Source organism: Sphingomonas aliaeris, assembly GCF_016743815.1.
Lineage (GTDB): Bacteria > Pseudomonadota > Alphaproteobacteria > Sphingomonadales > Sphingomonadaceae > Sphingomonas > Sphingomonas aliaeris.
On the sequence record NZ_CP061036.1, the window covers coordinates 90,849 to 115,076 of the forward strand.

Here is a 24,228-nt window from a genome sequence, read left to right on the forward strand (position 1 = left end):
TGTTTCGTCATTCTAGTCCGTAACACTGCTGGTGTCATAACCGGTCGGTTTCGACGCTGCAGACCCGAACACGGTTTTCCAGAGATTTGCGTGTGTCAGAACCCCGGTTTAAAACGTCCGCTTCCAAGATCAGCAACTTGCCTCGGCTACGACCGCCTTTGGGTCGCTAGCCGCCGTCCAGAGAACGGTCGTTTCAATGAGCGCGGTCCACAGGGTTTCCGTTGCTCCACAAGCCCTACTTTACCGAAGAACCCGCTCATGTTCTGGAGCGGGTCATGGCACCAGATCCATTCGCGACGCGTCAAGCTTAGCGTAGGGTTCGACTGTCGTGTCACCGGACCCGACTAGCCCACCTCAATATATCCGCTATGCTGGATATATGGAAATCGATTCGGCCATCTCCGCTTTGAGCGCGCTCGCGCAAGCGACGCGCCTCGACGTCTTTCGCCTGTTGGTGCGGCATGAACCGGTCGGCATGGCAGCGGGCGACATCGCTCGTCAGCTCGATGTGCCGCAGAACACCATGTCCGCACACCTCGGCATTCTCGCGCGCGCGGGTCTCGTGCGATCCGAACGACGCAGCCGCTCTATCATTTACCGCGCCGACCTCGACGGCCTGCGCGCGCTCACGCTGTTCCTCGTCAAAGACTGCTGCGCCGGCAATGCCGCGCTGTGCCCGCCGCTCGTTGCCGAACTCACCCCTGCTGCTGAAAGGACACCCTGATGGCCGTCGATATCGTCATCTATCACAATCCCGAGTGCGGCACGTCCCGCAATGCCCTCGCCATGATCCGCAATGCCGGCATCGAACCGCATGTGGTCGAGTATTTGAAGACACCTCCCTCGCGTGCACTGCTCGTCGAACTGATCGATCGCGCGGGAATGACGCCCCGCGAGCTCCTGCGCGAGAAGGGCACGCCCTATGCGGAGCTGGGACTGAGTGACACGGCGCTGTCTGACGACGCGCTCGTGGAGGCGATGATAATGCACCCGATCCTCATCAATCGGCCGCTGGTCGTCTCGCCTCTCGGCGTTAAGCTATGCCGACCGTCAGAAGCGGTTCTCGATCTGCTGCCGACAGACCAGCTGGGCGCCTTCTCGAAAGAGGATGGCGAGCAAGTTGTGGACGCCTCGGGTCAGCGCGTCGCCTGATGCTCCTTGCCGTCCTGATCTTCGTCGCCACGATCGCGCTCGTCATCTGGCAACCGAAAGGGCTGGGCATCGGATGGAGCGCGATGGGCGGTGCCGTCGTCGCCTTGCTCGCTGGCGTCGTCACCCTCTCGGACGTCCCGGTGGTGTGGAGCATCGTCTGGAACGCGACCGCTGCTTTCGTCGCGATCATCGTCATCAGCCTGCTGCTCGATGAAGCCGGGTTCTTCGAATGGGCAGCACTGCATGTCGCACGCTGGGGCAGGGGGCATGGCCGGCGGCTGTTCGTCCTCATCGTCCTGCTAGGCGCGGCAGTATCCGCGTTGTTCGCCAATGACGGAGCGGCGCTGATTTTGACTCCGATCGTCATCGCCATGCTGCGGGCGCTGGGCTTCAAGGACAAGGCGACGCTGGCATTCGTCATGGCGGCCGGCTTCATCGCCGACACCGCGAGCCTGCCGCTGGTCGTCTCGAACCTCGTCAACATCGTGTCGGCCGACTTTTTCGAGATCGGCTTCGGTGAATATGCGGGCGTGATGGTGCCGGTCGATCTGGTATCGATCGCGGCGACGCTCGGCGCACTCCTGTTGTTCTTTCGGCGCGACATCCCGCAGGCCTATGACGTGGGGGCGCTCCGGCTTCCGCGTGAGGCGATCCGCGACGCCGCGACTTTTCGCGCCGGTTGGATCGTCCTGGCGCTGCTGCTCGCCGGCTTCTTCCTGCTCGAACCGCTCGGCGTGCCCGTCAGCGCCGTCGCCGCTGCCGGCGCGATCCTGCTGCTGGTGATCGCCGGGCGCGGACACGTGATCGAAACACGGAAGGTGCTGCGCGGCGCACCGTGGCAGGTCGTGATCTTCTCGCTCGGCATGTACCTCGTCGTTTATGGTCTGCGGAACGCCGGCCTGACCGACCACCTGGCCGCGCTGCTCGATCGCACGGCACAAGGGGGCGTCTGGGGTGCAGCCTTTGGTACGGGTGTGATCGCGGCCGTGTTGTCCTCGGTGATGAACAACATGCCGACCGTGCTGGTAGGGGCGCTGTCGATCGACGCGACCCATGCCACGGGCGCGGTCAAGGAGGCGATGATCTACGCCAACGTGATCGGGTGCGACCTCGGCCCCAAGCTCACTCCGATCGGATCGCTCGCGACGCTCCTGTGGCTTCACGTCCTGGGCCAAAAGGGCATTCGGATCGGATGGGGCTATTACTTTCGCGTAGGCGTCACACTGACCGTTCCGGTGCTGCTGGTCACGCTCGGCGCCTTGGCATTGAGGATCGCTATTGAATGACAGCTCTGATCTATATCGGCGCGGCACTAGCCGAAATTGCGGGTTGCTTCGCATTCTGGGCCTGGCTCCGGATGGGCAAGGCGCCCCTCTGGCTGATCCCTGGCATTGCTTCCCTGATCCTGTTCGCGTGGCTTCTGACCCGAGTCGACAGCGATGCAGCGGGGCGGGCCTATGCCGCTTACGGCGGCATCTACATCTGCGCATCTTTGCTCTGGCTGTGGAGCGTTGAGGGGGTCCGGCCCGATCGTTGGGACGTAGGGGGCGCCGCCCTTTGCCTCGTCGGGACCTGTGTGATCCTGCTCGGGCCACGCGGCGCATGACGGTGCTGATCGCCACGCGTCTCCGACCGGACGAGTTGGGGGAACTTGCGCGGCTCCTCGACGCCGCTTGCCTGCCCAGCGCCGATCTTGCGGAGTCCGATCGCATGTTCTTCCGGTTCGGCGTCGACCACATCGTCGGCTATGGCGGCCTGGAAGGTGAGGGCACCGACCGCCTGCTTCGCTCCGTCGTCGTCCTCCCCGATCGCCGGGGTCTGGGCGTTGGCCGCGCCATGGTCGCGGCGTTCGAACAAGAAGCGCGCGAACTCGGCGTGCAGCGTCTTCACCTGCTGACCACGACCGCGGCGCCGTTCTTCTCCGCGATGGGGTATGCCGCTGCCGATCGGGACACGGCGCCTTCGGCGATCGCCAGCTCGCGAGAGTTCACCTCGCTCTGCCCCGCCTCGGCGGATTACCTCGTGAAGGCCTTCTGATGCCGCTTCGCACCCTTACAAATCCGGACGTGCTGCCGGCGCTGAATCCCGCCTATATCCGCTCCCGCCTTGGCGAAGGGCTCGGACCGATTCAGCCAGCCCCTCGCATCCTGCTGCTCTATGGCTCGCTGCGCGACCGGTCGTTCTCCCGCCTTGCGGTGGAAGAAGCCGCTCGCCTACTGCACCTGTTCGGCGCCGAAACACGCATCTTCGATCCATCTACGCTGCCGCTACCCGACCAGGTGGCCGGGGACGATCATCCGGCCGTTCACGAGCTGCGCGAGCTGTCGATGTGGTCGGAGGGTCAGGTCTGGTGCAGTCCGGAGCGGCACGGCCAGATCACCGGAATTATGAAGGCGCAAATCGACCATCTGCCGCTCGAAATGAAAGGGATGCGTCCGACACAGGGGCGCGCGCTCGCGGTCATGCAGGTGTCGGGCGGATCGCAGTCGTTCAATGCGGTCAACACGCTGCGCCTGCTCGGCCGCTGGATGCGCATGTTCACGATCCCGAACCAGTCGTCTGTCGCCATGGCTTACAAGGAATTCGACGAGGCAGGCCGCATGAAGCCGTCGAGCTATTATGATCGGATCGTCGACGTGATGGAAGAGCTGGTGCGCTTCACCGTCCTCCTGCGCCCCCACGCGGTACAGCTCGTCGATCGTTATTCGGAACGGAAGCAGGCGGGCATTCCCACCGACATTGAAACAGATCTGTCGAGCATCGCCATCGCGCCTCAGGGAAGGGGCGCCTGAAGGCTACTTACCGCTAGGGGAGGATAACGCTGGGAGTTGACAATCGGCGTAGCGGTGGCTGAATAGGAAGCATGGGGACTGCGATCTCCCCATGAGGCGTCAGCCAAAGAATCGCGTCCAGCTCGATTTTGCTAAGGACGCGTCATGCCTGCGCTGAACACAATAAGTCCCGATAAGCTTGCCCGTTTGGTTGCCCTTCCTGGATCGCCGTCGCTCGTCGACTTGCGTAGCGACACAAGCATAGCGATCCCCGGATCGGTATTCCGTGCACAATCTGATCCGAGTAGCTGGCGCCCCGTTGGTGGGAACAGTGTTGTCACGATCGACGCCGAAGGGACGGGCGGGGCAGTCGCCGCAGCCGCAATCCTGCGCAGCGAAGGCGTTTCGGCCGAGGCGCTGGAGGGTGGCTTCGCTGCATGGCTCGCCGGGGGCCTGCCAACCGTATCGCTCACGCACTTGCCGCCGCGTCATACAGACGGACGGACCTGGTGGGTGACACGGGCACGGCCGAAGGTAGATCGGATTGCCTGTCCCTGGCTGATCCGGCGTTTCATTGATTCGGAAGCGCGCTTCCTGTTCGTTGCCCCGTCCGAGGTGCTGACCGTTGCTGCTCAACAGCAGGCAGAGCCGTTCGACGTTTCCGACGACCGCGTGATGTGGAGTCACCGCGGCGAATTCTGCACGTTCGACGTGATGGTCGATGCCTTTGGGCTGAGTGGCGATGAGGCACTGACGCGGCTCGCTGCGATCGTCCGGGGCGCCGACACCGATCGGCTCGATGTCGCACCGGAAGCGGCCGGTCTCCTCGCCATGTCGCTAGGCCTGTCCCGCATATACGACGACGATCATGCACAGCTCGAGGCGGGCATGATCGTCTACGACGCGCTCTACCGCTGGAGCCGCGACGCGCGCGGTGAGAAGCACAACTGGACCTCGCACCAGCCCGGACGAGTCCCGGCGCACAAGGAGGTATCGGCATGACCGCGGCGACGGTCGGCGTCATTGCGCCTGCTCGCCCGGAGCCGGTCACGCTCGGCCAGGCCTTCTGGGTCTGGCTGCGGATCGCGTTGCTATCGTTCGGAGGCCCGGCGGGGCAGATCGCGGTGATGCACCGCATCCTGGTCGACGAGAAGCGCTGGATCGGGGAACAGCGTTTCCTCCATGCGCTCAATTATTGCATGTTGCTGCCGGGACCTGAGGCGCAGCAGCTCGCCACCTACATCGGTTGGCTAATGCACCGCACGAAGGGCGGCATCGTTGCCGGCGTTCTCTTCATCATCCCCGGCGCAATCGCGATCATGGCGCTGAGCTGGGTGTATGTCCTTTACGGCCGCGTCGGCATCGTTTCGGCGCTGTTCTTTGGCCTGAAAGCAGCGGTGCTCGCCGTCGTCCTGCAGGCCGTGGTGCGGATCGGCGGACGGGCTCTGAAAAGCACTGAGTCACGGCTGCTCGCAGTGACCGCCTTCGTCCTCATCTTCTTTCTCGGTGCACCATTCCCTCTGATTGTGCTCGGTGCGGGCCTGATCGGCTGGGGGGCAGGACGACAGGGCTCCGCCGCGTTCCGCGGCGGTGGCCACGGTGCAACGAAGGGCGCGGTGGTCGCCGACGCCGACACGTTGCTCGGTGAGGATCTTCCGGCACACGCACGACCGACGTGGCGCGAAACGGTTCGCACCGCGCTGATCTGGCTGGCGCTGTGGCTGGTGCCGGTCGCGGCGCTGCTGATCGCACTCGGTCCCGACGATGTGTTCAGCGGGATCGCCACCTTCTTCTCGACAATGGCGGCCGTGACTTTCGGAGGCGCCTATGCCGTCCTTGCCTATGTCGCGCAGCAGGCTGTGGAGAATTACAGTTGGCTCGGACCGAAGGAGATGCTCGACGGGCTCGGTATGGCGGAGACGACGCCCGGGCCGCTCATCATGGTCTTACAATTCGTGGGCTTCCTTGGCGCCTATCGCGATCCCGGCACTCTGTCGCCGCTACTTGCCGGCACACTTGGCGGGCTGCTCGCGACCTGGGTGACGTTCGTGCCCTGCTTCCTGTGGATTTTCCTCGGGGCGCCCTTTATCGAGCGACTTCGCGGCAATGCCGCAGTCGCGGGCGCGCTGTCCGCGATCACGGCGGCCGTTGTCGGCGTGGTGCTGAATTTGGCGGTATGGTTCGCGCTACACACCTTGTTCCGCCAGACCGCACCGGTCGCCCTCGGCCCAGTGCGCTTCGATGCACCGGTCCTTGCGAGCATCGATCCCTGGGCCACGCTGCTGGCTGTAGGCGCGGCGGTGGCGGTGTTTCTGCTCCGGGCCAACGTCATTGTCACGCTGCTGGCCACGTCGGCCGCCGGCGTCGCGCTGCATTTCCTGGGCCTGGTCGGCTGATGCGCGCCCGTTGGTGGATGCAACAGCGCAACTCGGGGAGGTCTGCTGTGGCGGAATTGAATCTGCGAACGGCTTTAATGGCGGGACTGGCAACCATCATGGCAGCTCTGCCCGTAGAAGCGGACGCTCAGGTCGGCGAGACTGTCGCCCAGTTCTACAAGAGCTGCCAAGCGGAGAATGGTCGCGTCGACGGCCGGTGTGACTCCTACATCGAAGGCGCAGCCGACACGTTGGCCGCATTCGGCAAAGGCGGCGCCGCGAACGGGATATGCGGCCGGGGCTACAACGAGGGCGAGCTCAGCCGCATATTCATGGCGTGGGTGCCCGGAAACCGGCAAGTTTGGGGCCTGCCTCGTCTGGCAGGAGTGATGATTGCGCTTCGTGAGCAATACCCATGCCGGCGCTAGCATTGAATAGGAGCGAATTTGACATGCTGAAACGCGCGATGATGGCAGGCCTTCTCTCGATCGGCTTGGCGGCACCCGCCTTGGCGGCGCCCGATTGGGCCAAGGTCGACGCTGCGCTAGGGCGCCCCGGCACCGCACAGGCCGGAGACGTGCATCGGTATGGTTTTCCGCGGTCGGACTTGAATGTCACCCTGGACGGAGTTGCAATCAAGCCTGCGCTCGCACTCGGGTCATGGGCAGCGTTCCAGCCGATGGGCGAAGAAGTGATGGTCATGGGCGACCTCGTGTTGACCCAGGAGGAGGTCAATCCGGTGATGAGCCGCCTGCTCGCCAGCGGCTTCACCATCACTGCGCTTCACAATCACCTGCTGCGTTCGGCACCGGCGACGATGTATCTGCATATCGGGGCGCACGGCGATCCGGTGAAGCTCGCCAAGGCGCTACACGAGGCGCTGGCGGTAAGCCGGACGCCGCTCGCCTCGCCGTCGCGAGACTCGCAACCGCCTTCGGCCGGCGCAGGATCGAGTCCGCCCCTCGATCTCGATACCGCCGCGCTGGATCGAGCGATGGGGGCCAAAGGCAAAGTGAACGGCGGCGTCTATCAATTCAGCTATCCCCGCGCCGAGAAGCTCATGGCGGGCGGGATGCCGGCCCCGGCGACCATGGGAACCGCGACCGCGATCAATTTCCAGCCGACAGGGGGCGGCAAGGCGGCGATCACGGGCGATTTCGTGATGATCGCGCAGGAGGTCGATCCGGTCATGCGCGCTTTGCGGAGCAACGGCATCGAGGTGACGGCGCTTCACAACCACATGCTCGACGATGAGCCCCGGCTCTTCTTCATGCACTTCTGGGCCAACGAGGACGCCGGGAAGCTGGCACGCGGGCTCCGCGCCGCACTCGACGGGATGAACATCCAGAAGCCGTAATCGCCCGAATGGGGCGGCCACCAGTCGCATGGTCGGGCGACTGGTGGCCTTCACTCACGCCAGCATGGGCTCGCGAGCCGGGATGCGGTGCCTGCCCGACCAGCGCGACACCCAGGCGGTGATCGCCGGCAGCACCAAAAGGGTGAGCGCGGTCGAGGTAATGAGCCCGCCGATGACGACAGTAGCCAAGGGCCGCTGGACCTCGGCGCCGGTGCCGGTAGCAAGCGCCATCGGCACGAAACCGAGCGACGCCACCAGTGCGGTCATCAGCACCGGCCGCACCCGCTCCATCGCACCGTCGGCGATGGCCTGATCGTCGTCCTCTCCGTCCTCGCGGTGCTTACGGATTGCGCCCATCATCACGAGTCCGTTGAGGACGGCCACGCCAGACAAGGCGATAAAGCCGACAGCCGCGGTGATCGAGAAGGGTATGCCGCGCAGCAGCAGCGCGAACACTCCGCCTGCCAATGCCATCGGCACCGCCGAGAACACGATCGCTGCCGGAATGAAGCCGCCAAGCGCCATGTAGAGCAGGGCGTAGATCGCGACGAAGCAGATCGGCACCACGATCATCAGTCGGAGGCGTGCCGATTGCAGGCTCTCGAAGGTGCCGCCCCATTCGGTGTACATGCCGGCTGGGAGCTGCATCTGCCCGATATTCGCTTCGGCCTCCTTGACGAACCCGCCGAGATCCCGGCCGCGCACGTTGACCTGGACGATGACCATGCGCTTGCCGTTCTCGCGGCTGATCTGGTTCAGCCCCTCAGTATAGCTGAACCGCGCAACTTCGCGCAGCGGGATCGAGCGTGCGACCTGACCATCCGCTGCGGGCAGCATGACCGGGATCGCGCCCAACGCATCGACGTCGTCGCGCTGCGCGTCGGGGAGACGCACCACGACCGAGAACCGCCGATCGCCCTCGAACAATAATCCGGCCTCGCGCCCACCGAGCGCGGCCGAGACGGTGTTCGCCACCTCCTCGACGCTTAGGCCGTAGCGAGCAACCGCCTGCCGATCGATCTTCACGTCGAACGTCGGCGCGCCATCGGTCTGTTCGGCGCTCACGTCGGCCGCACCGGGAATCGCCCGAACCGCCGAAGCGATCTGCCGCGCCTGCGCCGTCATCTGGTCCAGGTCGTCACCGTAGAGCTTGATCGCGACGTCCGAGCGGACGCCGGCGATCAGCTCGTTGAAGCGCATCTGGATCGGCTGCTGGATCTCCGTGCGGTTGCCGATCAGCGGCTTCATCCGCTCTTCGATGCGGCGCAGGATATCTTCCTTGCTGTGAACGTCGGCCGGCCACTCGTTCTCGGGTTTGGGGATGACGTAGGTGTCGGAGGCATTCGGTGGCATCGGATCGGTGCCGAGGTCGGCATTGCCGTTCTTGGAGAACACCAGCGCCACCTCTGGCAACGTCTTCAGCGCATTCTCGATCTGGAGCTGCATCTGCGTGGATTGATCGATCGAGGCGGAGGGCACGCGGAAGTTGGTCACGGTGATGTCCTTCTCGTCGAGCTGCGGCATGAACTCCTCGCCGAGCAGCCCGAAGCACAGCACCGCGGCAACGAACACGCCGAGGCCACCCAAAATGAAGGGCATGGGCCGGCGGATCGCCTTGGCCAGCAGCGGCGCGTACCTTTCCTTGAACCAGCGGATTGGCCGCACCTCCGTCTCGCTCACACGTCCCTTGATGATGATCGCGATCATGGCCGGCACGAAGGTCAGCGACAGGACGAACGCGGCAGCGAGCGCCAGCATCAGCGTGGTCGCCATCGGCGCGAAGGTCTTGCCTTCGACACCCTGGAAGGTGAGCAGCGGCACGAAGACGAGGAAGATGATGAGCTGGCCGAACACGGTGGGCCGGATCATTTCCCTGGCAGAGGCCGTCGTCGTCTCCAAGCGCTCCTCGAGGGTAAGGAGCCGGCCTTTCTCCTGCTGCCGTTCGGCGAGATGCCGTAGTGCGTTCTCGACGATGATGACGGCACCGTCGACGATCAGCCCGAAGTCGAGTGCGCCGAGACTCATCAAGTTGCCCGACACCCCCAGCGCGTTCATGCCGGACGCCGTCATGAGCATCGTGATCGGGATGACCGCTGCGGTGATGAGTGCCGCCCTCACATTGCCGAGCAGCAGAAACAGCACGACGATAACGAGGAGCGCGCCTTCGATGAGGTTCTTCTCGACAGTCGCAATGGTCGCGTTGACGAGCTTGGAGCGGTTGTAGACCGGCTCGGCGAAAACATCCGGCGGCAAGGCCTTGTTGATCTGGTCCAGCTTCTCGCCGACACTCGTCGCAACGATCCGGCTATTCTCTCCAACGAGCATCAGCACGGTCGAGATGACCGCCTCCGATCCCATCCGGCTGCCGGAGCCAGTGCGTACCGCGCCTCCGATCACGACCTGGCCCACGTCCTTCACGCGCACGGGGACGCCGTTGCGGGTGGCGACGACCGCCTCCTGTATGTCTTCGATCGATTTCAGGCGCGCATCGGCACGGACGAGGAAGCTCTCGCCAGCGCGACGGACATAGTTCGACCCGGCGGACAGGTTCGCCCGCTCCATTGCGTCCGCCAGCTCAGTGATGGAGAGGCCGTAGGAGGCGAGCGCGTTGAGGTTCGGTTCGATCAGATATTGTTTGACGTATCCGCCATTGGAATCGACGCCGGCTACGCCCTTCACGGTGCGCATCTGCGGGCGGATGATCCAGTCCTGCACGGTGCGCAGATAGGCTGCCTTGGCAAGTTCGGTGGTCAGCCGCTCGCCCTCGGGGGTCAGATAGGAACCGTCCGATTGCCAGCCGGGTTTCCCGTCGACGGCCTTCACGCCCTTGCCGTCGGGATGGCGGAAGGCGATCGAGTAGAAGAAGATCTCGCCAAGGCCGGTGCTGAGGGGGGCAAGGTTGGGCTGTACGCCCGCGGGCAGGCTGTCCTTGGCCTGGGCGAGCCGTTCAGTGACCTGCTGGCGTGCGAAATACACGTCGGTCGCGTCGGTGAACACCGCCGTCACTTGGGCGAAGCCGTTTCGCGAGAAGGAGCGCGTCATTTCCAGGCCGGGGATGCCGGCAAGCGCGGTCTCGATCGGAAACGTCACCTGCTTTTCGATGTCGACCGGGCCGAGCGTCGGCGCGAACGTGCTGATCTGCACCTGTCGATTGGTAACGTCGGGCACGGCGTCGATCGGCAGCTTGGTGATCTGCCACGCGCCGAAGCCGACGACGGCGAGGGTGAGGAAGGCGACAAGCCAGCGCAGATGCACCGACGTCGATAGGATGCGCTCGATCATCCCTCGGCCCCCTCGTTCTTCTCAAGCTCGGCCTTGAGCAGGAAGGCGTTGATCGTGGCGATGGGCGTGCCGGCGGCGAGGCCGTCGGCAATGGCGACCATGCCGCCTGACCGGCTGCCGATCCGGATCGGCTGCGCCTTGAAGCCGGTGCGCGTGCGAACGAACACGACGGTTTGACTCCCGAGCGTCTGTACCGCGTCCTGGGGCACCATCACGCCGCCCTTGGTCGCGCCACCACTGGCGAGGATGCGCGCCTGAACGAGCTGACCTGGGGACAGCGTGCTGGTCCCTGCGGTTGGTGTCACGATCACGGTCGCGGTCCGCGACTGTGGATCGACCACGCCGGTGCTGGCGCGAACGCGGCCCGTGATTGTCCGGCCGTCGCTGGTGGTCAGCTCAACCCGGTCGCCCGTGCGAATGCGTGGAGCGTCGGCGGGGGGACGCTCGCGGTGATTTGAAGTCGCCTGGGATCTGCGACGCGGAACAGCTCGGTTTCGGCCGCGACGAACTGGCCGAGATTAGCACCGGCGCTTGTCACGCGCCCTGACACGGGGCTGACGACCGCAACGGAGCGACCGTCACCGGATACCCGCGTCGCGCCGGCCGCAGCGCTGGCGCGACGGGCGTCGGCCTGTGCGACAGCAAGGGTCGCCTGCGCGGTCTCGAAGTCGGCGCGAGGGCTGACGCCCTGCGCAAGCAGCGTGCGCTCGCGCGCGAGCTGGCGCTGAGCGAGCGTCACCCGCGCCGATGCGGCCGAGCGATCGGCAGCGATCTGCGAGGCATCGCGGCTCTCGACCAAGGCGAGCGTCTGCCCGGCACGAACGGGATCGCCGATCCTCGAAAAGATGCGCGTGACGGTGCCGGGCGCCCGGGCAGTCAGGACCGCCTCGGCATCAGGCGTGGAGTCCACTGTGGCCGAAGCGAGGATCGCGGCATCCAGCTCGCCGGACGCGGCGGGTGCGACGGTGATCTGCGACGTTGCGACCGCCTGCGGCGTCATAGCGACCGCGTTTCCGGGCTTTGCAGGCTCTGCGGCCTGCACGGGCGCGGAAGGGGGCGCGGGTGATTGGGTGAGGCGCGCAGCGCCAAAGCCGAGCGCGGCAGCGGCGACCAGCCCGATGGCAGCCCCGGCATAGAGACGATTTCTATCGGTCATTGGACCGCTTCTCCGGTGATGGTGAGACCCGACAGGCGGGCGAGGTTGGCGCGGGCGTCAAGGCGAGCGATTGCCGCATCGAGGATGACGCCGCGGGCTGTCCCGAGATTGTGGCGGGCGGCAAGCAGCTCGATCAGCGGCGACTTACCGGCCTCGTAGGCGATCCGCGCAAGGCGGTAGCCCTCCTCGGCGGTCGCCATCGAGCGTTCGGCCGCAATGGCTCGGTTGTCGGCTGCTGCGACAAGCGCAAGCGCGGCACGCGTGCCGGTCTCGGCATCGAGCCGAGCCACTGCGGCCCGCGCCTCTGCCCCTTGCAGATCGGCACGTGCTGCGGCGATGTTGCCACGGTTACGATCGAAGATCGGCAGCGGCACAGAGACGCCAGCAACGACGGCGGGTCCGCTCGCCACGCGGAGCTGGCGGACGCCAAGCTGGGCGGTGATGTTGGGTAGGGCGAGGCGCTGCTGCACTGTCACTGCCCTTGCCGCCGCCTCGCGCTCGGCTTCTGCCACGCGCACGGTCGTCGCTTGCATCGGATCGAGCGGCCCGGTGACAGGGCGCGCATTCAAGCGGTCGAGCAGCGATTCCGAGACGCCGGTGAAGGGCGTCGCCACGCCTGCCAGAGCCGACAAGCGCGCGAGCGCGACGGTCTTCTGCGCGCGGGCGGTCTCAAGCTCTGCTTGAAGCGTGTTCAGCTCGGTTTCTGCCTGCACTTGGCGTAGCCGTGCCTCCTTGCCTGCACCGACGAGCGCCCGTGCAACCTTCAGGTCGGCGGTTGCTTCCTCCACTTCGTCCTCGGCTAGCGCGATCCGGCGGTCGGCGATCTCCGCGCCGGCATAGGCGCGGGCAAGATCTGTTGCATAAGCGAGGCGGCCTTCGCGGTTGCGCGCCTGGGCAGCGGCGACGCCGGCTTCGCCGGCAGCGATCCGCGCTGATCGCTTGCCGCCCAGCTCGATGGGCTGGTCGATCTGGAATGTCGTCTGCTCCTGGTTGCGGGCGTTTCGGGTCAGATCGCCGGCAAAGTTTTCGGCATAGATGTTGATCGAGGGGTTGGGGCGCGCGCGTGCCTGCTCGGCAAGGCCGCGCGCGCGCGCAACCTCGGCGTCGAGCACAGTCACCCGGGGGCTGTCGCGCGTCTGATTCAAGAGCTGCGCGAAAGGTGGCGCGGTCTGCGACCACGCCGCGCTGGCGGGCGATAGCACCGCGAGCGTACCGGCGAGCGCGAACGCGCGTCGTCGGCAATTATTGCCGTTCATAGCCATTGTCCTTTCCGGAGATGATCTTGTCGGCGGCGTGCGCCGGCCAGGTCAGCCTCGCGGAGGGCGGAGCAGCTCGGATGGATTGATCCCTTGCTGCAGCGGGGAATCGAATGAAAGCCATGCATTCTCGATCGGAACCGGCGAGAACGGCGCGCCGGCTTGCGCGGGTAACGCAAGTCCTTGGCCGCTTGCATGTGCTGCAAGGTGGATCGGCCCATCCGGATCATCGTGACCCTCATGCCGGTCGTGATCCGCCTGTTCGTGGCCATGCTCGATCGACGTTACGTGGCCAGGATCATCGTCGTGGATGGTCGCGCTGTGCCACCCCGACAGCGCAGCGAAGCCGAGCATGGCGACGAGGGCCAGCACGGCAGCCAGAAACGCTGATCGGGGCCGCCGCGCGATCCTCATTTACAGTTGCAATCCAAGTCTCGGCGCCATCCAGGTCATCGCCACGTATAAGGCGATCGTCAGCATACACCCAAGCCCGAGCGCCGCCCAGAAGGGCAGTCCTCTCTGAAGCAAGGTGGGTATCAGGAGAAACATCGGCAGGGACGGCAGGACGTACCAGAATGTGGCGCTGGAATGGGCAGCCATAAGTCTGGCGTCGGGCTTGTCGTGCCACAGCCAGATCATCCCCAGCACCGACACAAGCGGCAGCGATGCGATCAGCGCGCCGACGCCGGGAAACCGCTTCGCGGTCTCCGACGCCAGCGCGATGAGAGCGCCCGAGATCAGCGCCTTTGCGGCGAGATAGAACATCAGCGTGTCTCAACGGTGAGATGAGCCAGCTCGTGAACCGGCGCGAGCCGGGCACGGATCGTATCGCCGGTGACGCCTTGATCGGCGACGACGCTGACGATCGCGGCATGGGCTTCGGGGCCGACGCGCCAGACATGCAAGTCCGCGATCCGGGCATCACCTGACGCCTCTACCAGCTCGCGGACCTCACCGGCGACGTGATCGTCAGTCCTGTCGAGCAGTACGGCAGCGGTGTCACGCATCAAAGTCCACGACCAACGGGCGATGACCACGGCACCGACAATGCCCATTGCCGGGTCCATCCATGTCCACCCGAGATAACGGCCGGCGAGCAACGCCGCGATAGCAAGGACCGACGTCAGGGCATCGGCGAGAACGTGAACGTAGGCCGAGCGAAGGTTGTTGTCGCCGGCATGGGTATGATGCTCGTGGCCGTGCCCGTGATCGTCATGTCCGTGATGGTGGCTGCCGGAGAGCAGGAAGGCGCTGGCGATGTTCACGAGTAATCCGACCACCGCGATGATGGTCGCTTCGCCGAAGGCTACGTTGATCGGTTGGAACAGCCGCATGACGGACTCAGCCCCGATCGCGAAGGCGATCAGGCCCAGAACCATCGCTGAGGCGAAGCCTGCCAGGTCACCGACCTTCCCGGTGCCGAAGCTGTAGGCAGGGCTTCGTGCGTGCCTCTTGGCGTAGGCGTAGGCGCCGGCGGCGACCGACAATGCGCCGGCGTGCGTTGCCATGTGAAAGCCATCGGCAAGCAATGCCATCGAACCGGTCACATAACCTGCGATGATCTCGCCGATCATCATCACGGCCGTCAGCGCGACTACCCACCGAGTTCGGCGGGCATTTTCATCATGTGACGCGCCAAGAAACACGTGGTCATGGGCGTAAGCGTCGAGGTCGGAACGGGAAGCCATGGCGTATTCAACTATCCCCCGGGGGATCAAGTCTATCCCCCGTGGGGGATACTCGACAGCGACCTTCTGGCGGCACTACATGGCGGTATGTCGCACAACGCTCACACCAGTCACCCGGCTATCATCAAGCGTCTGAACCGTGCTGCCGGTCACCTGCGCAGCATTGTGGGAATGATCGAGGAGGAGCGGCCCTGCGTCGACATTGCTCAGCAGCTGCAGGCAGTGGAAAGCGCCATCGCCAGCGCCAAACGGGCGCTCATCAACGATCATATCGATCATTGCCTGGTGCACGCCGAGGAAGGCGAGGGGCCGCAACACGCGATCGAGCAGTTTCGGGCGATCTCAAAATACTGGTGAGGAGTGCGAGTCCATCCTTATTGGCATTCAATCAGGCTCAAACGCCGACAGGATGGGGCAGGGGCCCTCAGAGCCCGATCCGCATTCACTTGCGAGCCGGTGAAGTGACGCACGCACCCGACTTAGACTTTTGATCTGCGCATCCAGGGCGGCGATCCGCGCATCGGCGAGTTGGCGCGCGCGGGCACGATCGTCCGTTGCGTCGAGCGCCAGCAGCTCGCCGATCTGATCCAACGTAAACCCGGCCGCTTGCGCCGATCGTATAAAGCGAAGGCGACGCACGTCTTCGATCCCGTAACGCCGGATACCGCCCCCGGACCCTGATCCCTCAGGCCGATCTGGCGTATCGAGCAAACCCCGGCGCTGGTAGTAGCGCACGGTTTCGACGCCGACGTCGCCGTCGCGCGCGAGGCCCGCAATCGTCAGTGTCACCACGCCTTGACTCCGTACTATAGTACGGATCCTATATAGGTCCGCGAACAGGACGGAGAAGTGAGATGGCGACCGCGGCGCCCAAGAAAGCGACGATCTACCGGATGGTGATCCCGACGCACACCTGCCCTTATGGTTTGAAGGCCAAGGATCTGCTGCGCCGGCAGGGTTACGAGGTCGAGGATCACTGGCTGCGCACGCGCGAGGAGACGGACGCGTTCAAGGCCGAGCATGACGTGAAGACCACGCCGCAGACCTTCATCGGGGGTGAGCGCGTAGGAGGCTTTGACGATCTGCGCCGCTTCTTCGGCAAGGCGGTGCGCGATCCCAAGGCCGTCACATACAGGCCCGTAGTCGCGGTGTTCGCCATGACCGCGCTGATGGCGCTCGCGGCCAGCTTCGCTGCCTTCGGCTCCCCGCTCACGGTCCGCGCCGGGGAATGGTTCATCGCCTTCTCGATGTGCGTGCTCGCCATGCTGAAGCTCCAGAACGTCGAGAGCTTCTCGAGCATGTTCCTCAACTACGATCTGCTCGCCAAGCGCTGGGTGCCCTATTCCTACGTCTATCCCTACGCGGAAGGTGTCGCGGGCGTGCTGATGGCCGCTGGTGTGCTCACCTGGCTGTCGGTGCCGATCGCGCTCGTCATCGGGACGATCGGTGCGGTATCCGTTATCAAGGCGGTCTATGTCGACAAGCGCGAACTCAAGTGCGCCTGCGTTGGCGGGGACAGCAACGTACCCCTCGGCTTTCTTTCGCTGACCGAGAACGTGATGATGGTCGCCATGGCGCTATGGATGCTGATCGCCCCGGCTGCGCTCTCGATGCCGCACTGACCCGTTGACTTCAGGTCCAAAAGGCTGCCGGTAGCCGGGGTGAAGTCAGGGTCTCGCCCTCTTGTCAGCATCTTGCGCGCGGCCGTCTTGGCCGTGCTTGCTATGATGCTGCTCGTCCGGTTGGGGCCGATCTGCGAAACCAGTGCCCAAGCCGCTCCGATCGCGTCGGCAATGGCCGGGTGCGAGGAGAAGAACCCTTCGGCGCCGGACAGAAAAGCGCCGCCATCGGCCTGCGCGACGCCCTGCATCGCCGTTCCGGTGGAGGCTCTGGCGAGGGTAGAGCCATTACCCTCATTCCCGATCGCGCCTTGGCCGTCGTCGCCCTCCGCCATGGACGGGTGGCCGATACCGCCCGCCACTCCGCCTCCGCGAGCCGTGTGACCCTCCAACAGACCTACACACGATTCACGGAGATACCGATGACCAAGTTCAAGCTGATCGGCGCCGCTTTGGCGCTCGCCCTGCCCACCGCGGCGTTCGCTGCCGGCTCCTGCTGCGCCGACATGCCGTGCTGCAAGGAAGGCTCGGATTGCTGCAAGGACGGCAAGGGCGATTGCTGCAAGGACATGAAGAAGGCCGGCGATCATGCCGGTCACGACATGTCCGGAATGCCCAAGAAGTAAGCTGGGGAAGGGAGGCGTTCGCGCCTCCCTTCTTTTCAGTGGTGGGCGAACACCTTGCGTCCACCGGGTCCGAACGCAACGACGTCGTAGGGCTGGGCCTTCATGCCCGGCATTTCCATGCCCGGCGAGCCCATTGGCATCCCGGCAACCGCAAGACCCGTCACACCCTTCGGGTGCGTTGCCAGAGCCCGCTTCATGTCGGCGATCGGCACATGACCCTCGAAAGTCATGTCGTCGATGATGGCCGTGTGGCACGAGGCCAAGTCCGCGGGTACGCCCCGGGCCTTCATGAATGCGGGCCGGTTCGCGTCGTCGACGACGCGGACCGCGCGACCGAACTGAGCCTTCACCTGCTGCGCCCACTTCTCGCAACATGGGCAGCCCGGATCACGGTGCATCAGCACCGGCCCGGCAGCCACGGCTGCGACCGGCATGGCAAACGCTACAACAGCGGCGAGAAGGCGGATGCGGGTCATGTCTATTCCTAAATTGCCGCTCCACCGCAGGCCAGCCCTGCGGTAGAGCGGTGGCCGATCACTGTGCAGACTTGCCGTGCGCCCGCAGCCAGGCGTTCAGCTCGCCGACTTCCTTGTTCTGCTCGGCGATCGTCTTGGTCGCCATCTGGCGGACCTTTGCGTCCTTGGTTTCGCGCAACACTATCTGCGACATGGCAATACCGCCGCGATGATGCTCGACCATTTTGCGGACCCAGGTCTCGGTCGCATCGGCGCCCATGGCCGACATCATCTTTTCATGCATCTGCATTTCAGACGGCGGATAGGGGTTCGCCGGCGTCGGCTTCATCATCTGACCGTGGTTCATGCCCGAATGATCCATGCCCTGCATCTGGGCGACGGCCGGGGCGGCGCCGAGCGCGGCCGCAAGGGCCAGAACAGTCATCTTCTTCATCGTGTCTCTCCTGGGTAAACGCCCCCGCCCACAGGAGAGATACGGGCGCGCGGACCGTATCCCTCACGCCCGTGATCGAATTCAGCGTACCGGCTGAAGCGTATTCACCCCGACGCTCTCGTCGGTCTCGGGCGGGGGAGGGGGAACCTGCTTGTCACGATAGGAGGGCAGGTCGGGCGCATTCGCAGGCGTGGGGTTTGCCTCGAGCCTGGCAATGGCTCGCTTCATCTGCGTGATTTCGCGGACCTGAGCATCGATGATCCCGTCCGCCAGCTTGCGCACCTCGGGGTCTTTGATGTTTGCGCGCTCGCTCGTCAGGATCGCGATCGAGTGGTGCGGGATCATGGCTTTCATCCAGCTCACGTCGTCCACCGTCTCCTGGCTGCGGACGAGCCACAGCGCGAGCGCGAACACCACGATGCTACCGCCGATGATCGCGGCATTCGTCCGCTTGTTCTTGTACATCGACCACATGAAAAGGAGCATGATGATCGCCATGGTGGCGCCCATCACAAACGCCATCCAGAACCGCGTCTGGCTGAACTCGATATGCCCGAGGGCATAGACGTTCACGTACATCAGCCCGAACATGACAACGGTCGACGTCGCCACCATCGCCGCGAAGCGACCGTAGCCCATTCCCATGTTCATCTTGTCTTGGTGCTCGTCCATCATGCGACTCCCTGTCTGGAATTACGCCCCCGGCTTTGCGGCGCGGCCGTCTCGGCCAGCGCATGAAAAGAAGGATCGCGCCCGACACCGCGAAGACGAGACCGCCTGCGGCAAAGGCGTTGAGCCACGGCGTGTTGAACCGCTCGTGCTCGGTCCAATCCATGATGTGAAGGCCCCAGAAGAAGTCGTACAGCCGCCACGTTCCTGTCCTGACCGACGTGAGACGTCCCGTGTCGGCTGCTACATAGATGCGGGTGGCGTCATCGTCGGCGAACGTGGCCCGCCAGGCCGGCAACGCCCCGCGATACTCGGTGCTGGCTCGTTCGACCCGTTCGATGGTGGGCGCGGGTACACCACTCCCTCGATACGCTTTCTGAGCGATCGTCCCGGCCACCGTGGCATCCAATGGTGGGATCGGCGCAGCCGTACGAGCGTCCAGCAGACGGATGCGACCATCCACAAGCTGTGCCTCAACGATCGGCCGCCCGAGCAGCATGCGGTGCTGAAGCTGGCGGACCGGCGCTCCTGCCGACGCAAGCAAGGCAGGTAACGGTGCGAAGCCTTGGGTGCTCGACAGCGCCGGCTCGGCGTTCCGTTCGATCCGGTGATCGCCATGAACCGTGTCGATCGGGAGCAGGCTCATCACAAGCCCGCTGGTGAACCAGACGATCGCCTGCGCGCCGATCAGGAGAGCAAGCCAGCGGTGAATCTTGCTCGCGCCAAGGTGGAGGCGGAGCCGCGGGCTCAGAACCAGGTCCTCACGCCGGCGACGAAACTGAAGCCGCCCGTATCGTCGCCCCGTGCCCGCGAGAAGCGCGCGGTGTCGCCGAACTGCCGTTCCCACGATACGCCGATATAGGGCGCGAACTCACGGCGGCCCTCGTAGCGAAGCCGCAAACCGGCCTCCAAATCCGTCAGCCCGGAGCCGATCCCGGTCTCCCGCACGTCCTGGGCCGCGAAGTTGGCCTCCACCCTGGGCTGGAGAACGAAGTAGTTGGTGATGCGCTGGTCGTAATAGCCCTCGGCGCGGGCGAGCACGTCCCCCTTGTCGGAGAGGAACAGCGCGCCCTCGATCTCGAACTGATAGGGGGCCAAGCCCTCGATCCCGATCGTCGCATAGGTGCGCGACGGGTTTGGCTTGAAGTCGTAGCGGACGCCGGCCTGAAGGTTCCAATAGGGATCGAGGGCGTGGCTGTAGAGCGCCTGCACCTCGGCGCTTTCCAGCGACTTGCCGAAGCTGCCTTCACCCTCCGACTTCAACCACAGTCGGTTGATGTCGCCTCCGATCCAAGCCTCGCCATCCCAGCGGTAGCCATCGCTTCCCTTGCGGGCCTGATACTCCGCGAGATTGAAGAGCACCTGGTAGTAGGTCATCCCGCCATGCTCGCGCCGCAGATCGTTCTCGCGCGAGCTGGCCATGGCATCCGCCCCCCAGAAGCGATCGGCGAGATGATCGCCGGACGGCGCGGGAGCGGGCTTGTTGCCGGGAAGAAGGTCGGTCCCGACCTTGGCGCCTGCCTGGCTACCCTCCATCGCCATACCGGGCATCGCGCTCATGTCATGCCCGGCATGCGGATCCTGCCCCGCTGCTGCCGGGGAGCCCATATCGGGCATAGCGGACATGTCGTGGCCGGCGTGCGGGTCCTGGGCGGGCGCGGCCTGCTGCCCGCCCATGTTCATGCCCTGCATCCCGCTCATGTCGTGACCGGCGTGCGGATCGGCCGCCTGAGCCGGCGCGGTCGACGCACGACGAGGGCCGCGCTGCGAACGGGCGCCTTCCGCTTGGCCGCGGGCTTCGCCGCTGCTTTGCGCGCCGGCTTGGGGGCCGCTTTGGCTGCGGGTTTCGCCGGCATGGTCATCCCCGGCATGTTGTGCATGGAATGATCCATGCTCTGCCCGAACACGGGGCTGGCGACGACTGCCGAGGCGAGGCCGGCGAGAAGGAGCGACCGGCTCACGCTGCTGCCTCCCCGGGCTTGCGGACCTGGACGACGCGCATCATCCCTGCGTGCATGTGGTAGAGCATGTGGCAGTGGAACGCCCAATCGCCTTCCTCGCCGGTCACGTCCCAGCTCACCGTGCCGCCTGGCTGGACGAGCACGGTGTGCTTCCGGGGCGCGTATGCGCCTTTTCCTGTCACTAGGTCGAAGAAGTGACCGTGGATGTGAATGGGGTGCCCCATCATCGTATCGTTGATGAGGGTGACGCGCACCCGCTCACCGTGCAGCAGGGTGATCGGATCGGGGCTCTCCGACAGCTTCTCGCCATCGAAGCCCCACATGTACCGTTCCATATTGCCGGTGAGGTGGAGCTTGATCTCGCGCTCGGGTGCCCGCGTGTCGGGATTGCGGTCTAGGGCAACAAGATCGCGATAGGTCAGCACGCGGTGCCCGACATTCTCCAGTCCCTGACCTGGCTCGCCGGTGCGATCGACTGGCATGGCCGAAATGGTCTGGACACCCGGACCCTTCTTTACGCCCGGGGCCTTCGAAAAATCGCGCATGTTCATGCTGCCCATGTCCATGCCGGCCATCGACTGCCCATCTGCCATGCCCGGCATCGCACCCGACCCGTGATCCATCCCGACCATTGCGCCACTCTGACCCTGCGGCGCGGTCATCCCGGCCATGGCGCCGGCAGCGGCGCCGGCGGCACCATGGTTCATCTGGGAATGGTCCATGCCCTGCATCGAACCGCCACCTGCGCCATGGTCCATACCGCTATGGTCCATGCCCGCCATCGATCCAGCCTGTGCGCCCGTCGCAGCGCTTCCCATGCCCTGCATGGAGCCGTGATCCATCGTGCTCATGTCATGGCCGCCCATGCCCATGTCCTTCATGGTCGCGAGCGGCCGCTTGCGAAGCGGCGGGACTTCGGCAGCCATGCCCTCGCGGGGTGCGAGCGTCGCGCGCGCCATGCCGGAGCGATCGACGCTCTCGCCCACCAGCGTGTAGGCGCGCATGTCGGGCGGCGTGACGATCGCGTCATAGGTCTCGGCCGGACCGAACTGGAACTCGTCGATCTGAACGGGGCGGACGTTCAAGCCATCGGCCGCGACGATCGTCATCGGCAGGCCGGGGATGCGGACGTTGAAGGTCGTCATGGACGATGCGTTGATGAAGCGAAGCCGCACCCGCTCGCCCGGCCGGAACAGCGCGGTCCAATTGTCCTTGGGACCATGGCCGTTGACCAGATAGGTGTAGGTCGAGGCGGTCACGTCGGCGACGTCGGCGGGGTCCATCCGCATCTTGCCCCACATCAGCCGCTCTTTGAGCGGCTGATCCTTGCCCGCCAGCAGCCCGCTTAGGGTCTGGCGCTGGCGGTTGAAGTAGCCCGACTCCTTCTTGAGGCGGTCGAACAGGTAGTGCGGATGCTGGAAGCTGTGATCGGACAGCACGATGACGTGCTCGCGATCGAACTGCACCGGGTCGGGGTCCTTGGGGTCGATCAGAATCGGCCCGTAGTGCCCCTCCTGCTCCTGAAGCCCCGAGTGGCTGTGATACCAGTAGGTGCCGCTCTGGATGATCGGGAACTCGTAGGTGAAGGTCGATCGTGCCGGGATGCCTGGAAAGGCAATGCCGGGCACGCCGTCCATCTGAAAGGGCACCAGCAGCCCGTGCCAATGAATAGAGGTTTCCTCATCCAATTCGTTAACGACGTGGAGGCGCACGTTCTGCCCCTCGCGCAAGCGGATGAGCGGAGCGGGCACGGTGCCGTTGATGCCGATCGCGTGGCTCTGCCGCCCGTCGATCATCATCATCTGGTGAGCGATCTTTAGCGTAATGTCGTCGCCCGAAACTGTCGGCAACGGCTTGGCGATGCCCGCGGACACCGGCTGCGCCCACGCCGGCATATAGGCCGACAGAGCAAGGCCGCTTCCGGCTAGGGTGGCACCGCGCAGCACTTGGCGGCGGTCGAGAACGCGCGACATGAAAGCTCCTAGAAGGTGGGCCGCTACCGGCCCGTTTCACTCCTTCTACGCGTCCCGCACGCCGATCCCTTGTTCGGTGTTCAACTTTTCGAGGAGGCGCGAGCGGGCACGGTAGAGGCGGGTTTCGACAGCCTTCTGGCTGATCCCCAGCACGTCGGCGGTTTCGGCTTGGCTCAAACCCTCGATGGTGCGCAGCACAAGAGCCTCTTTTAAATTCATGGGCAGAGCGGAAATGGCATCTGTTACCCGGTCCAACTCCTGGCGGTCGGCTGCGCCGTCGTCGATTGCCACCTGATCGTCCACCACAGCTTCAGCCCGATGATCGATGGGGGCCGCGAAGGAGAAGAACCGGCGCACCGTGCGCTTTCGCGCCCAGTCACGACATTTATTGATCGCGATCGTCGAAAGCCACGCTCTCATGGCGCGCTGCCCGTCGTAGCGCGGGAGGGCCTGGTGTGCGGCGACGAACGTCTCCTGCACCAGATCAAGCGCTTCGTCGGGTTCGCCGACGCATGCCCGCGCGAGCCGGAACACCGGCTGTTGGTAGCGTCGCACGATTTCGGCAAAAGCGGCCTGCCGACCGGCAATGCTGAGCGTCGCCAGCTCGCCATCGGACAGCGTGGTCCAATCGAGGCTCACCCCTGGCCGTCGGTGAGCGCCTTCACCACCGCAGCATCGAATTGGGAGGTTTGATCGGCCCGCAGAAGCTGCCGCATGGCAAAGATATGCGCCAACGTGGCCTTCTGCAGCTCGCCCATCGCGGCATGGCTCTGATCGACCGCGGCCGTGACCCGCGGTCCGTTGCCGTGCTCGGCCTCGATCGCCTCGGCAAGCCGGGCATTGGTCGCGCGCAACTCCAGCTCGAGAGCGCGCCGTTGCACCGCGAACCGATCTTCTAGGACCTTCAGCTTCGACTGCTGATCGGCATCAAGCGCGAGCTTGTGGTGCAGGACCTCGTGCAGCGCGGCGCCCGGCTGCTTGGGCTGGGGCAACAGCGCCCGTCCAACGAACACGCCCCCGATCGCCGCGAGAAAGGCGAGGACGACACACAGCAGGACGCGCTTGGTCGAGGTCACGGCTCGCCGATCAGCAAAGTCGAGGGTGCGAGCGGCGAGGCCCCGCCGAGCGGTGCGAGCGACACCGCAGGGCTCGCGGTCGCGGGCAGCTCGGCGCCGATCATGCCGATCGCCAATGCCGCGACCGTCACCGCACCGATGCCGAGCCCGGCCTGTCGCACGACCGGCCGTGTGCCGATGCGCGCGAGAACACGTGCTTCGACGTCGTCGAGCGCAGCCGGAACAGGTGCTCCCGCCAACCTCGCCAACGCTCTGTCCAGATCATCCATGTTTTCCACTCCGCCCCTCTAACACTGGTTACGCAGCGCTGCCCATCATCCCTCATCGGTCGCGTGAGGGGTGCGCGACTGTGCCGCGT

The 24,228-nt window shown here is 65.1% G+C and carries 28 protein-coding genes and 1 pseudogene; 14 read left to right on the forward strand and 15 right to left on the reverse strand.

The genetic code is table 11. The features are described from left to right. Positions 1-379: 379 nt before the first annotated feature. From H5J25_RS19150 to H5J25_RS19195, 10 genes are all read left to right on the forward strand, one after another. On the forward strand, positions 380-724 hold the full coding sequence (locus H5J25_RS19150; protein ID WP_202096631.1) for an ArsR/SmtB family transcription factor: 345 nt from the start codon (positions 380-382) through the stop codon (positions 722-724). Beyond that, positions 724-1,152, forward strand: a complete 429-nt coding sequence (gene arsC / locus H5J25_RS19155; RefSeq protein WP_202096632.1) for an arsenate reductase (glutaredoxin) — start codon at positions 724-726, stop codon at positions 1,150-1,152. Before H5J25_RS19150 ends, arsC begins: the two co-directional genes overlap by 1 nt. Next, entirely contained in the window at positions 1,152-2,438 is a 1,287-nt protein-coding gene (locus tag H5J25_RS19160; protein ID WP_202096633.1) for an arsenic transporter, read from the forward strand. The genes arsC and H5J25_RS19160 overlap by 1 nt, the downstream gene beginning before the upstream one ends. Then, a complete protein-coding gene (locus H5J25_RS19165; protein ID WP_202096634.1) occupies positions 2,435-2,758 on the forward strand; it encodes a YnfA family protein in 324 nt (107 codons plus the stop codon). Before H5J25_RS19160 ends, H5J25_RS19165 begins: the two co-directional genes overlap by 4 nt. Further along, a complete protein-coding gene (gene arsN2, locus H5J25_RS19170; protein ID WP_202096635.1) occupies positions 2,755-3,189 on the forward strand; it encodes an arsenic resistance N-acetyltransferase ArsN2 in 435 nt (144 codons plus the stop codon). The genes H5J25_RS19165 and arsN2 overlap by 4 nt, the downstream gene beginning before the upstream one ends. Next, positions 3,189-3,944 carry an arsenical resistance protein ArsH gene (gene arsH / locus H5J25_RS19175; RefSeq protein WP_202096636.1) on the forward strand — a complete coding sequence of 252 codons (756 nt, stop codon included), beginning with the start codon at positions 3,189-3,191 and terminating at the stop codon, positions 3,942-3,944. Before arsN2 ends, arsH begins: the two co-directional genes overlap by 1 nt. Positions 3,945-4,088: 144 nt before the next feature. Further along, the gene (locus H5J25_RS19180) at positions 4,089-4,925 is read left to right on the forward strand and encodes a chromate resistance protein ChrB domain-containing protein (RefSeq protein WP_202096637.1); all 837 of its coding nucleotides are present in this window, start codon (positions 4,089-4,091) and stop codon (positions 4,923-4,925) included. Continuing rightward, a complete protein-coding gene (chrA, locus tag H5J25_RS19185; RefSeq protein WP_202096638.1) occupies positions 4,922-6,319 on the forward strand; it encodes a chromate efflux transporter in 1,398 nt (465 codons plus the stop codon). Before H5J25_RS19180 ends, chrA begins: the two co-directional genes overlap by 4 nt. Before the next feature lie 47 nt (positions 6,320-6,366). Continuing rightward, positions 6,367-6,726 (forward strand): Rap1a/Tai family immunity protein, encoded by a 360-nt coding sequence (locus H5J25_RS19190; protein ID WP_202096639.1) that lies wholly within the window; start codon positions 6,367-6,369, stop codon positions 6,724-6,726. A gap of 23 nt (positions 6,727-6,749) precedes the next feature. Continuing rightward, a complete protein-coding gene (locus H5J25_RS19195; RefSeq protein ID WP_202096640.1) occupies positions 6,750-7,655 on the forward strand; it encodes a DUF1259 domain-containing protein in 906 nt (301 codons plus the stop codon). A gap of 54 nt (positions 7,656-7,709) precedes the next feature. Here H5J25_RS19195 and H5J25_RS19200 read toward each other — a convergent pair whose 3' ends face one another. The 3 genes and pseudogenes from H5J25_RS19200 to H5J25_RS19210 all read right to left on the reverse strand — a co-directional run bounded on the left by H5J25_RS19200 (position 7,710) and on the right by H5J25_RS19210 (position 13,349). Continuing rightward, positions 7,710-10,937: an efflux RND transporter permease subunit gene (locus H5J25_RS19200; protein WP_202096641.1), complete on the reverse strand. Its 3,228-nt coding sequence runs from the start codon at positions 10,935-10,937 to the stop codon at positions 7,710-7,712. Further along, positions 10,934-12,093 (reverse strand): annotated as a pseudogene (locus H5J25_RS19205) (efflux RND transporter periplasmic adaptor subunit). The gene H5J25_RS19200 and the pseudogene H5J25_RS19205 overlap by 4 nt, the downstream one beginning before the upstream one ends. Continuing rightward, a complete protein-coding gene (locus H5J25_RS19210) occupies positions 12,090-13,349 on the reverse strand; it encodes a TolC family protein (protein WP_202096504.1) in 1,260 nt (419 codons plus the stop codon). Before H5J25_RS19210 ends, H5J25_RS19205 begins: the two are co-directional and overlap by 4 nt. A 207-nt stretch (positions 13,350-13,556) precedes the next feature. Between H5J25_RS19210 and H5J25_RS19215 the strand changes: the two genes are divergently transcribed. Further along, positions 13,557-13,739, forward strand: coding sequence for a hypothetical protein (locus tag H5J25_RS19215; RefSeq protein ID WP_202096505.1), 183 nt, complete (start codon positions 13,557-13,559; stop codon positions 13,737-13,739). 24 nt (positions 13,740-13,763) lie between these two features. On the opposite strand, the gene H5J25_RS19220 is transcribed toward H5J25_RS19215, so the two are convergent. Both H5J25_RS19220 and dmeF read right to left on the reverse strand, forming a co-directional pair. Further along, the gene (locus H5J25_RS19220) at positions 13,764-14,114 is read right to left on the reverse strand and encodes a DUF3147 family protein (protein ID WP_202096506.1); all 351 of its coding nucleotides are present in this window, start codon (positions 14,112-14,114) and stop codon (positions 13,764-13,766) included. Next, entirely contained in the window at positions 14,114-15,037 is a 924-nt protein-coding gene (gene dmeF, locus H5J25_RS19225; RefSeq protein WP_202096507.1) for a CDF family Co(II)/Ni(II) efflux transporter DmeF, read from the reverse strand. Before dmeF ends, H5J25_RS19220 begins: the two co-directional genes overlap by 1 nt. 87 nt (positions 15,038-15,124) lie before the next feature. Here dmeF and H5J25_RS19230 point away from each other — a divergent pair, with 87 nt between their 5' ends. Beyond that, positions 15,125-15,394 (forward strand): metal-sensing transcriptional repressor, encoded by a 270-nt coding sequence (locus H5J25_RS19230; protein ID WP_202096508.1) that lies wholly within the window; start codon positions 15,125-15,127, stop codon positions 15,392-15,394. Between the two features lie 27 nt (positions 15,395-15,421). Here H5J25_RS19230 and H5J25_RS19235 read toward each other — a convergent pair whose 3' ends face one another. Then, positions 15,422-15,829: a MerR family DNA-binding protein gene (locus H5J25_RS19235; RefSeq protein ID WP_404829626.1), complete on the reverse strand. Its 408-nt coding sequence runs from the start codon at positions 15,827-15,829 to the stop codon at positions 15,422-15,424. A gap of 62 nt (positions 15,830-15,891) precedes the next feature. Here H5J25_RS19235 and H5J25_RS19240 point away from each other — a divergent pair, with 62 nt between their 5' ends. Together H5J25_RS19240 and H5J25_RS19245 are read left to right on the forward strand one after the other, a co-directional pair. Next, the gene (locus tag H5J25_RS19240) at positions 15,892-16,659 is read left to right on the forward strand and encodes a MauE/DoxX family redox-associated membrane protein (protein ID WP_202096509.1); all 768 of its coding nucleotides are present in this window, start codon (positions 15,892-15,894) and stop codon (positions 16,657-16,659) included. Positions 16,660-17,078: 419 nt separating this feature from the next. Then, on the forward strand, positions 17,079-17,282 hold the full coding sequence (locus H5J25_RS19245; protein WP_202096510.1) for a hypothetical protein: 204 nt from the start codon (positions 17,079-17,081) through the stop codon (positions 17,280-17,282). 35 nt (positions 17,283-17,317) lie between these two features. Here the strand turns inward: H5J25_RS19245 and H5J25_RS19250 are convergent, their stop codons facing one another. The 9 genes from H5J25_RS19250 to H5J25_RS19290 form a co-directional block, all read right to left on the reverse strand. Beyond that, positions 17,318-17,758: a DUF411 domain-containing protein gene (locus H5J25_RS19250; RefSeq protein ID WP_225883554.1), complete on the reverse strand. Its 441-nt coding sequence runs from the start codon at positions 17,756-17,758 to the stop codon at positions 17,318-17,320. A gap of 58 nt (positions 17,759-17,816) precedes the next feature. After that, the gene (locus tag H5J25_RS19255; RefSeq protein ID WP_202096511.1) at positions 17,817-18,191 is read right to left on the reverse strand and encodes a DUF305 domain-containing protein; all 375 of its coding nucleotides are present in this window, start codon (positions 18,189-18,191) and stop codon (positions 17,817-17,819) included. Between the two features lie 81 nt (positions 18,192-18,272). Further along, on the reverse strand, positions 18,273-18,830 hold the full coding sequence (locus H5J25_RS19260) for a DUF305 domain-containing protein (RefSeq protein WP_202096653.1): 558 nt from the start codon (positions 18,828-18,830) through the stop codon (positions 18,273-18,275). A gap of 777 nt (positions 18,831-19,607) precedes the next feature. Continuing rightward, a complete protein-coding gene (locus H5J25_RS19265; protein ID WP_202096512.1) occupies positions 19,608-20,561 on the reverse strand; it encodes a copper resistance protein B in 954 nt (317 codons plus the stop codon). Continuing rightward, positions 20,558-20,821, reverse strand: a complete 264-nt coding sequence (locus tag H5J25_RS21825; protein WP_202096513.1) for a hypothetical protein — start codon at positions 20,819-20,821, stop codon at positions 20,558-20,560. Before H5J25_RS21825 ends, H5J25_RS19265 begins: the two co-directional genes overlap by 4 nt. After that, complete coding sequence (locus H5J25_RS19275) at positions 20,818-22,794, reverse strand: copper resistance system multicopper oxidase (RefSeq protein ID WP_202096514.1); 1,977 nt, start codon at positions 22,792-22,794, stop codon at positions 20,818-20,820. Before H5J25_RS19275 ends, H5J25_RS21825 begins: the two co-directional genes overlap by 4 nt. Positions 22,795-22,839: 45 nt before the next feature. Further along, complete coding sequence (locus H5J25_RS19280) at positions 22,840-23,433, reverse strand: RNA polymerase sigma factor (protein WP_056025241.1); 594 nt, start codon at positions 23,431-23,433, stop codon at positions 22,840-22,842. Then, positions 23,430-23,870: a periplasmic heavy metal sensor gene (locus H5J25_RS19285; protein ID WP_202096515.1), complete on the reverse strand. Its 441-nt coding sequence runs from the start codon at positions 23,868-23,870 to the stop codon at positions 23,430-23,432. The genes H5J25_RS19280 and H5J25_RS19285 overlap by 4 nt, the downstream gene beginning before the upstream one ends. Next, entirely contained in the window at positions 23,867-24,139 is a 273-nt protein-coding gene (locus tag H5J25_RS19290) for a hypothetical protein (RefSeq protein ID WP_202096516.1), read from the reverse strand. Before H5J25_RS19290 ends, H5J25_RS19285 begins: the two co-directional genes overlap by 4 nt. Positions 24,140-24,228: the final 89 nt, after the last annotated feature.

Coding starts and splice junctions, on each gene's coding strand:
- H5J25_RS19165 (WP_202096634.1), top strand. CDS start 2,435: ATGACAGCTCTGATCTATATCGGCGCGGCACTAGCCGAAATTGCGGGT.
- H5J25_RS19230 (WP_202096508.1), top strand. CDS start 15,125: ATGTCGCACAACGCTCACACCAGTCACCCGGCTATCATCAAGCGTCTG.
- H5J25_RS19275 (WP_202096514.1), bottom strand. CDS start 22,794: ATGTCGCGCGTTCTCGACCGCCGCCAAGTGCTGCGCGGTGCCACCCTA.
- H5J25_RS19245 (WP_202096510.1), top strand. CDS start 17,079: ATGACCAAGTTCAAGCTGATCGGCGCCGCTTTGGCGCTCGCCCTGCCC.
- arsN2 (WP_202096635.1), top strand. CDS start 2,755: ATGACGGTGCTGATCGCCACGCGTCTCCGACCGGACGAGTTGGGGGAA.
- H5J25_RS19255 (WP_202096511.1), bottom strand. CDS start 18,191: ATGAAGAAGATGACTGTTCTGGCCCTTGCGGCCGCGCTCGGCGCCGCC.
- H5J25_RS19290 (WP_202096516.1), bottom strand. CDS start 24,139: ATGGATGATCTGGACAGAGCGTTGGCGAGGTTGGCGGGAGCACCTGTT.
- arsC (WP_202096632.1), top strand. CDS start 724: ATGGCCGTCGATATCGTCATCTATCACAATCCCGAGTGCGGCACGTCC.
- arsH (WP_202096636.1), top strand. CDS start 3,189: ATGCCGCTTCGCACCCTTACAAATCCGGACGTGCTGCCGGCGCTGAAT.
- H5J25_RS19250 (WP_225883554.1), bottom strand. CDS start 17,758: ATGACCCGCATCCGCCTTCTCGCCGCTGTTGTAGCGTTTGCCATGCCG.
- dmeF (WP_202096507.1), bottom strand. CDS start 15,037: ATGGCTTCCCGTTCCGACCTCGACGCTTACGCCCATGACCACGTGTTT.
- H5J25_RS19180 (WP_202096637.1), top strand. CDS start 4,089: ATGCCTGCGCTGAACACAATAAGTCCCGATAAGCTTGCCCGTTTGGTT.
- H5J25_RS19150 (WP_202096631.1), top strand. CDS start 380: ATGGAAATCGATTCGGCCATCTCCGCTTTGAGCGCGCTCGCGCAAGCG.
- H5J25_RS19220 (WP_202096506.1), bottom strand. CDS start 14,114: ATGTTCTATCTCGCCGCAAAGGCGCTGATCTCGGGCGCTCTCATCGCG.
- H5J25_RS19195 (WP_202096640.1), top strand. CDS start 6,750: ATGCTGAAACGCGCGATGATGGCAGGCCTTCTCTCGATCGGCTTGGCG.
- chrA (WP_202096638.1), top strand. CDS start 4,922: ATGACCGCGGCGACGGTCGGCGTCATTGCGCCTGCTCGCCCGGAGCCG.
- H5J25_RS19210 (WP_202096504.1), bottom strand. CDS start 13,349: ATGAACGGCAATAATTGCCGACGACGCGCGTTCGCGCTCGCCGGTACG.
- H5J25_RS19200 (WP_202096641.1), bottom strand. CDS start 10,937: ATGATCGAGCGCATCCTATCGACGTCGGTGCATCTGCGCTGGCTTGTC.
- H5J25_RS19240 (WP_202096509.1), top strand. CDS start 15,892: ATGGCGACCGCGGCGCCCAAGAAAGCGACGATCTACCGGATGGTGATC.
- H5J25_RS19265 (WP_202096512.1), bottom strand. CDS start 20,561: ATGAGCGGGATGCAGGGCATGAACATGGGCGGGCAGCAGGCCGCGCCC.
- H5J25_RS19260 (WP_202096653.1), bottom strand. CDS start 18,830: ATGGGCTACGGTCGCTTCGCGGCGATGGTGGCGACGTCGACCGTTGTC.
- H5J25_RS19160 (WP_202096633.1), top strand. CDS start 1,152: ATGCTCCTTGCCGTCCTGATCTTCGTCGCCACGATCGCGCTCGTCATC.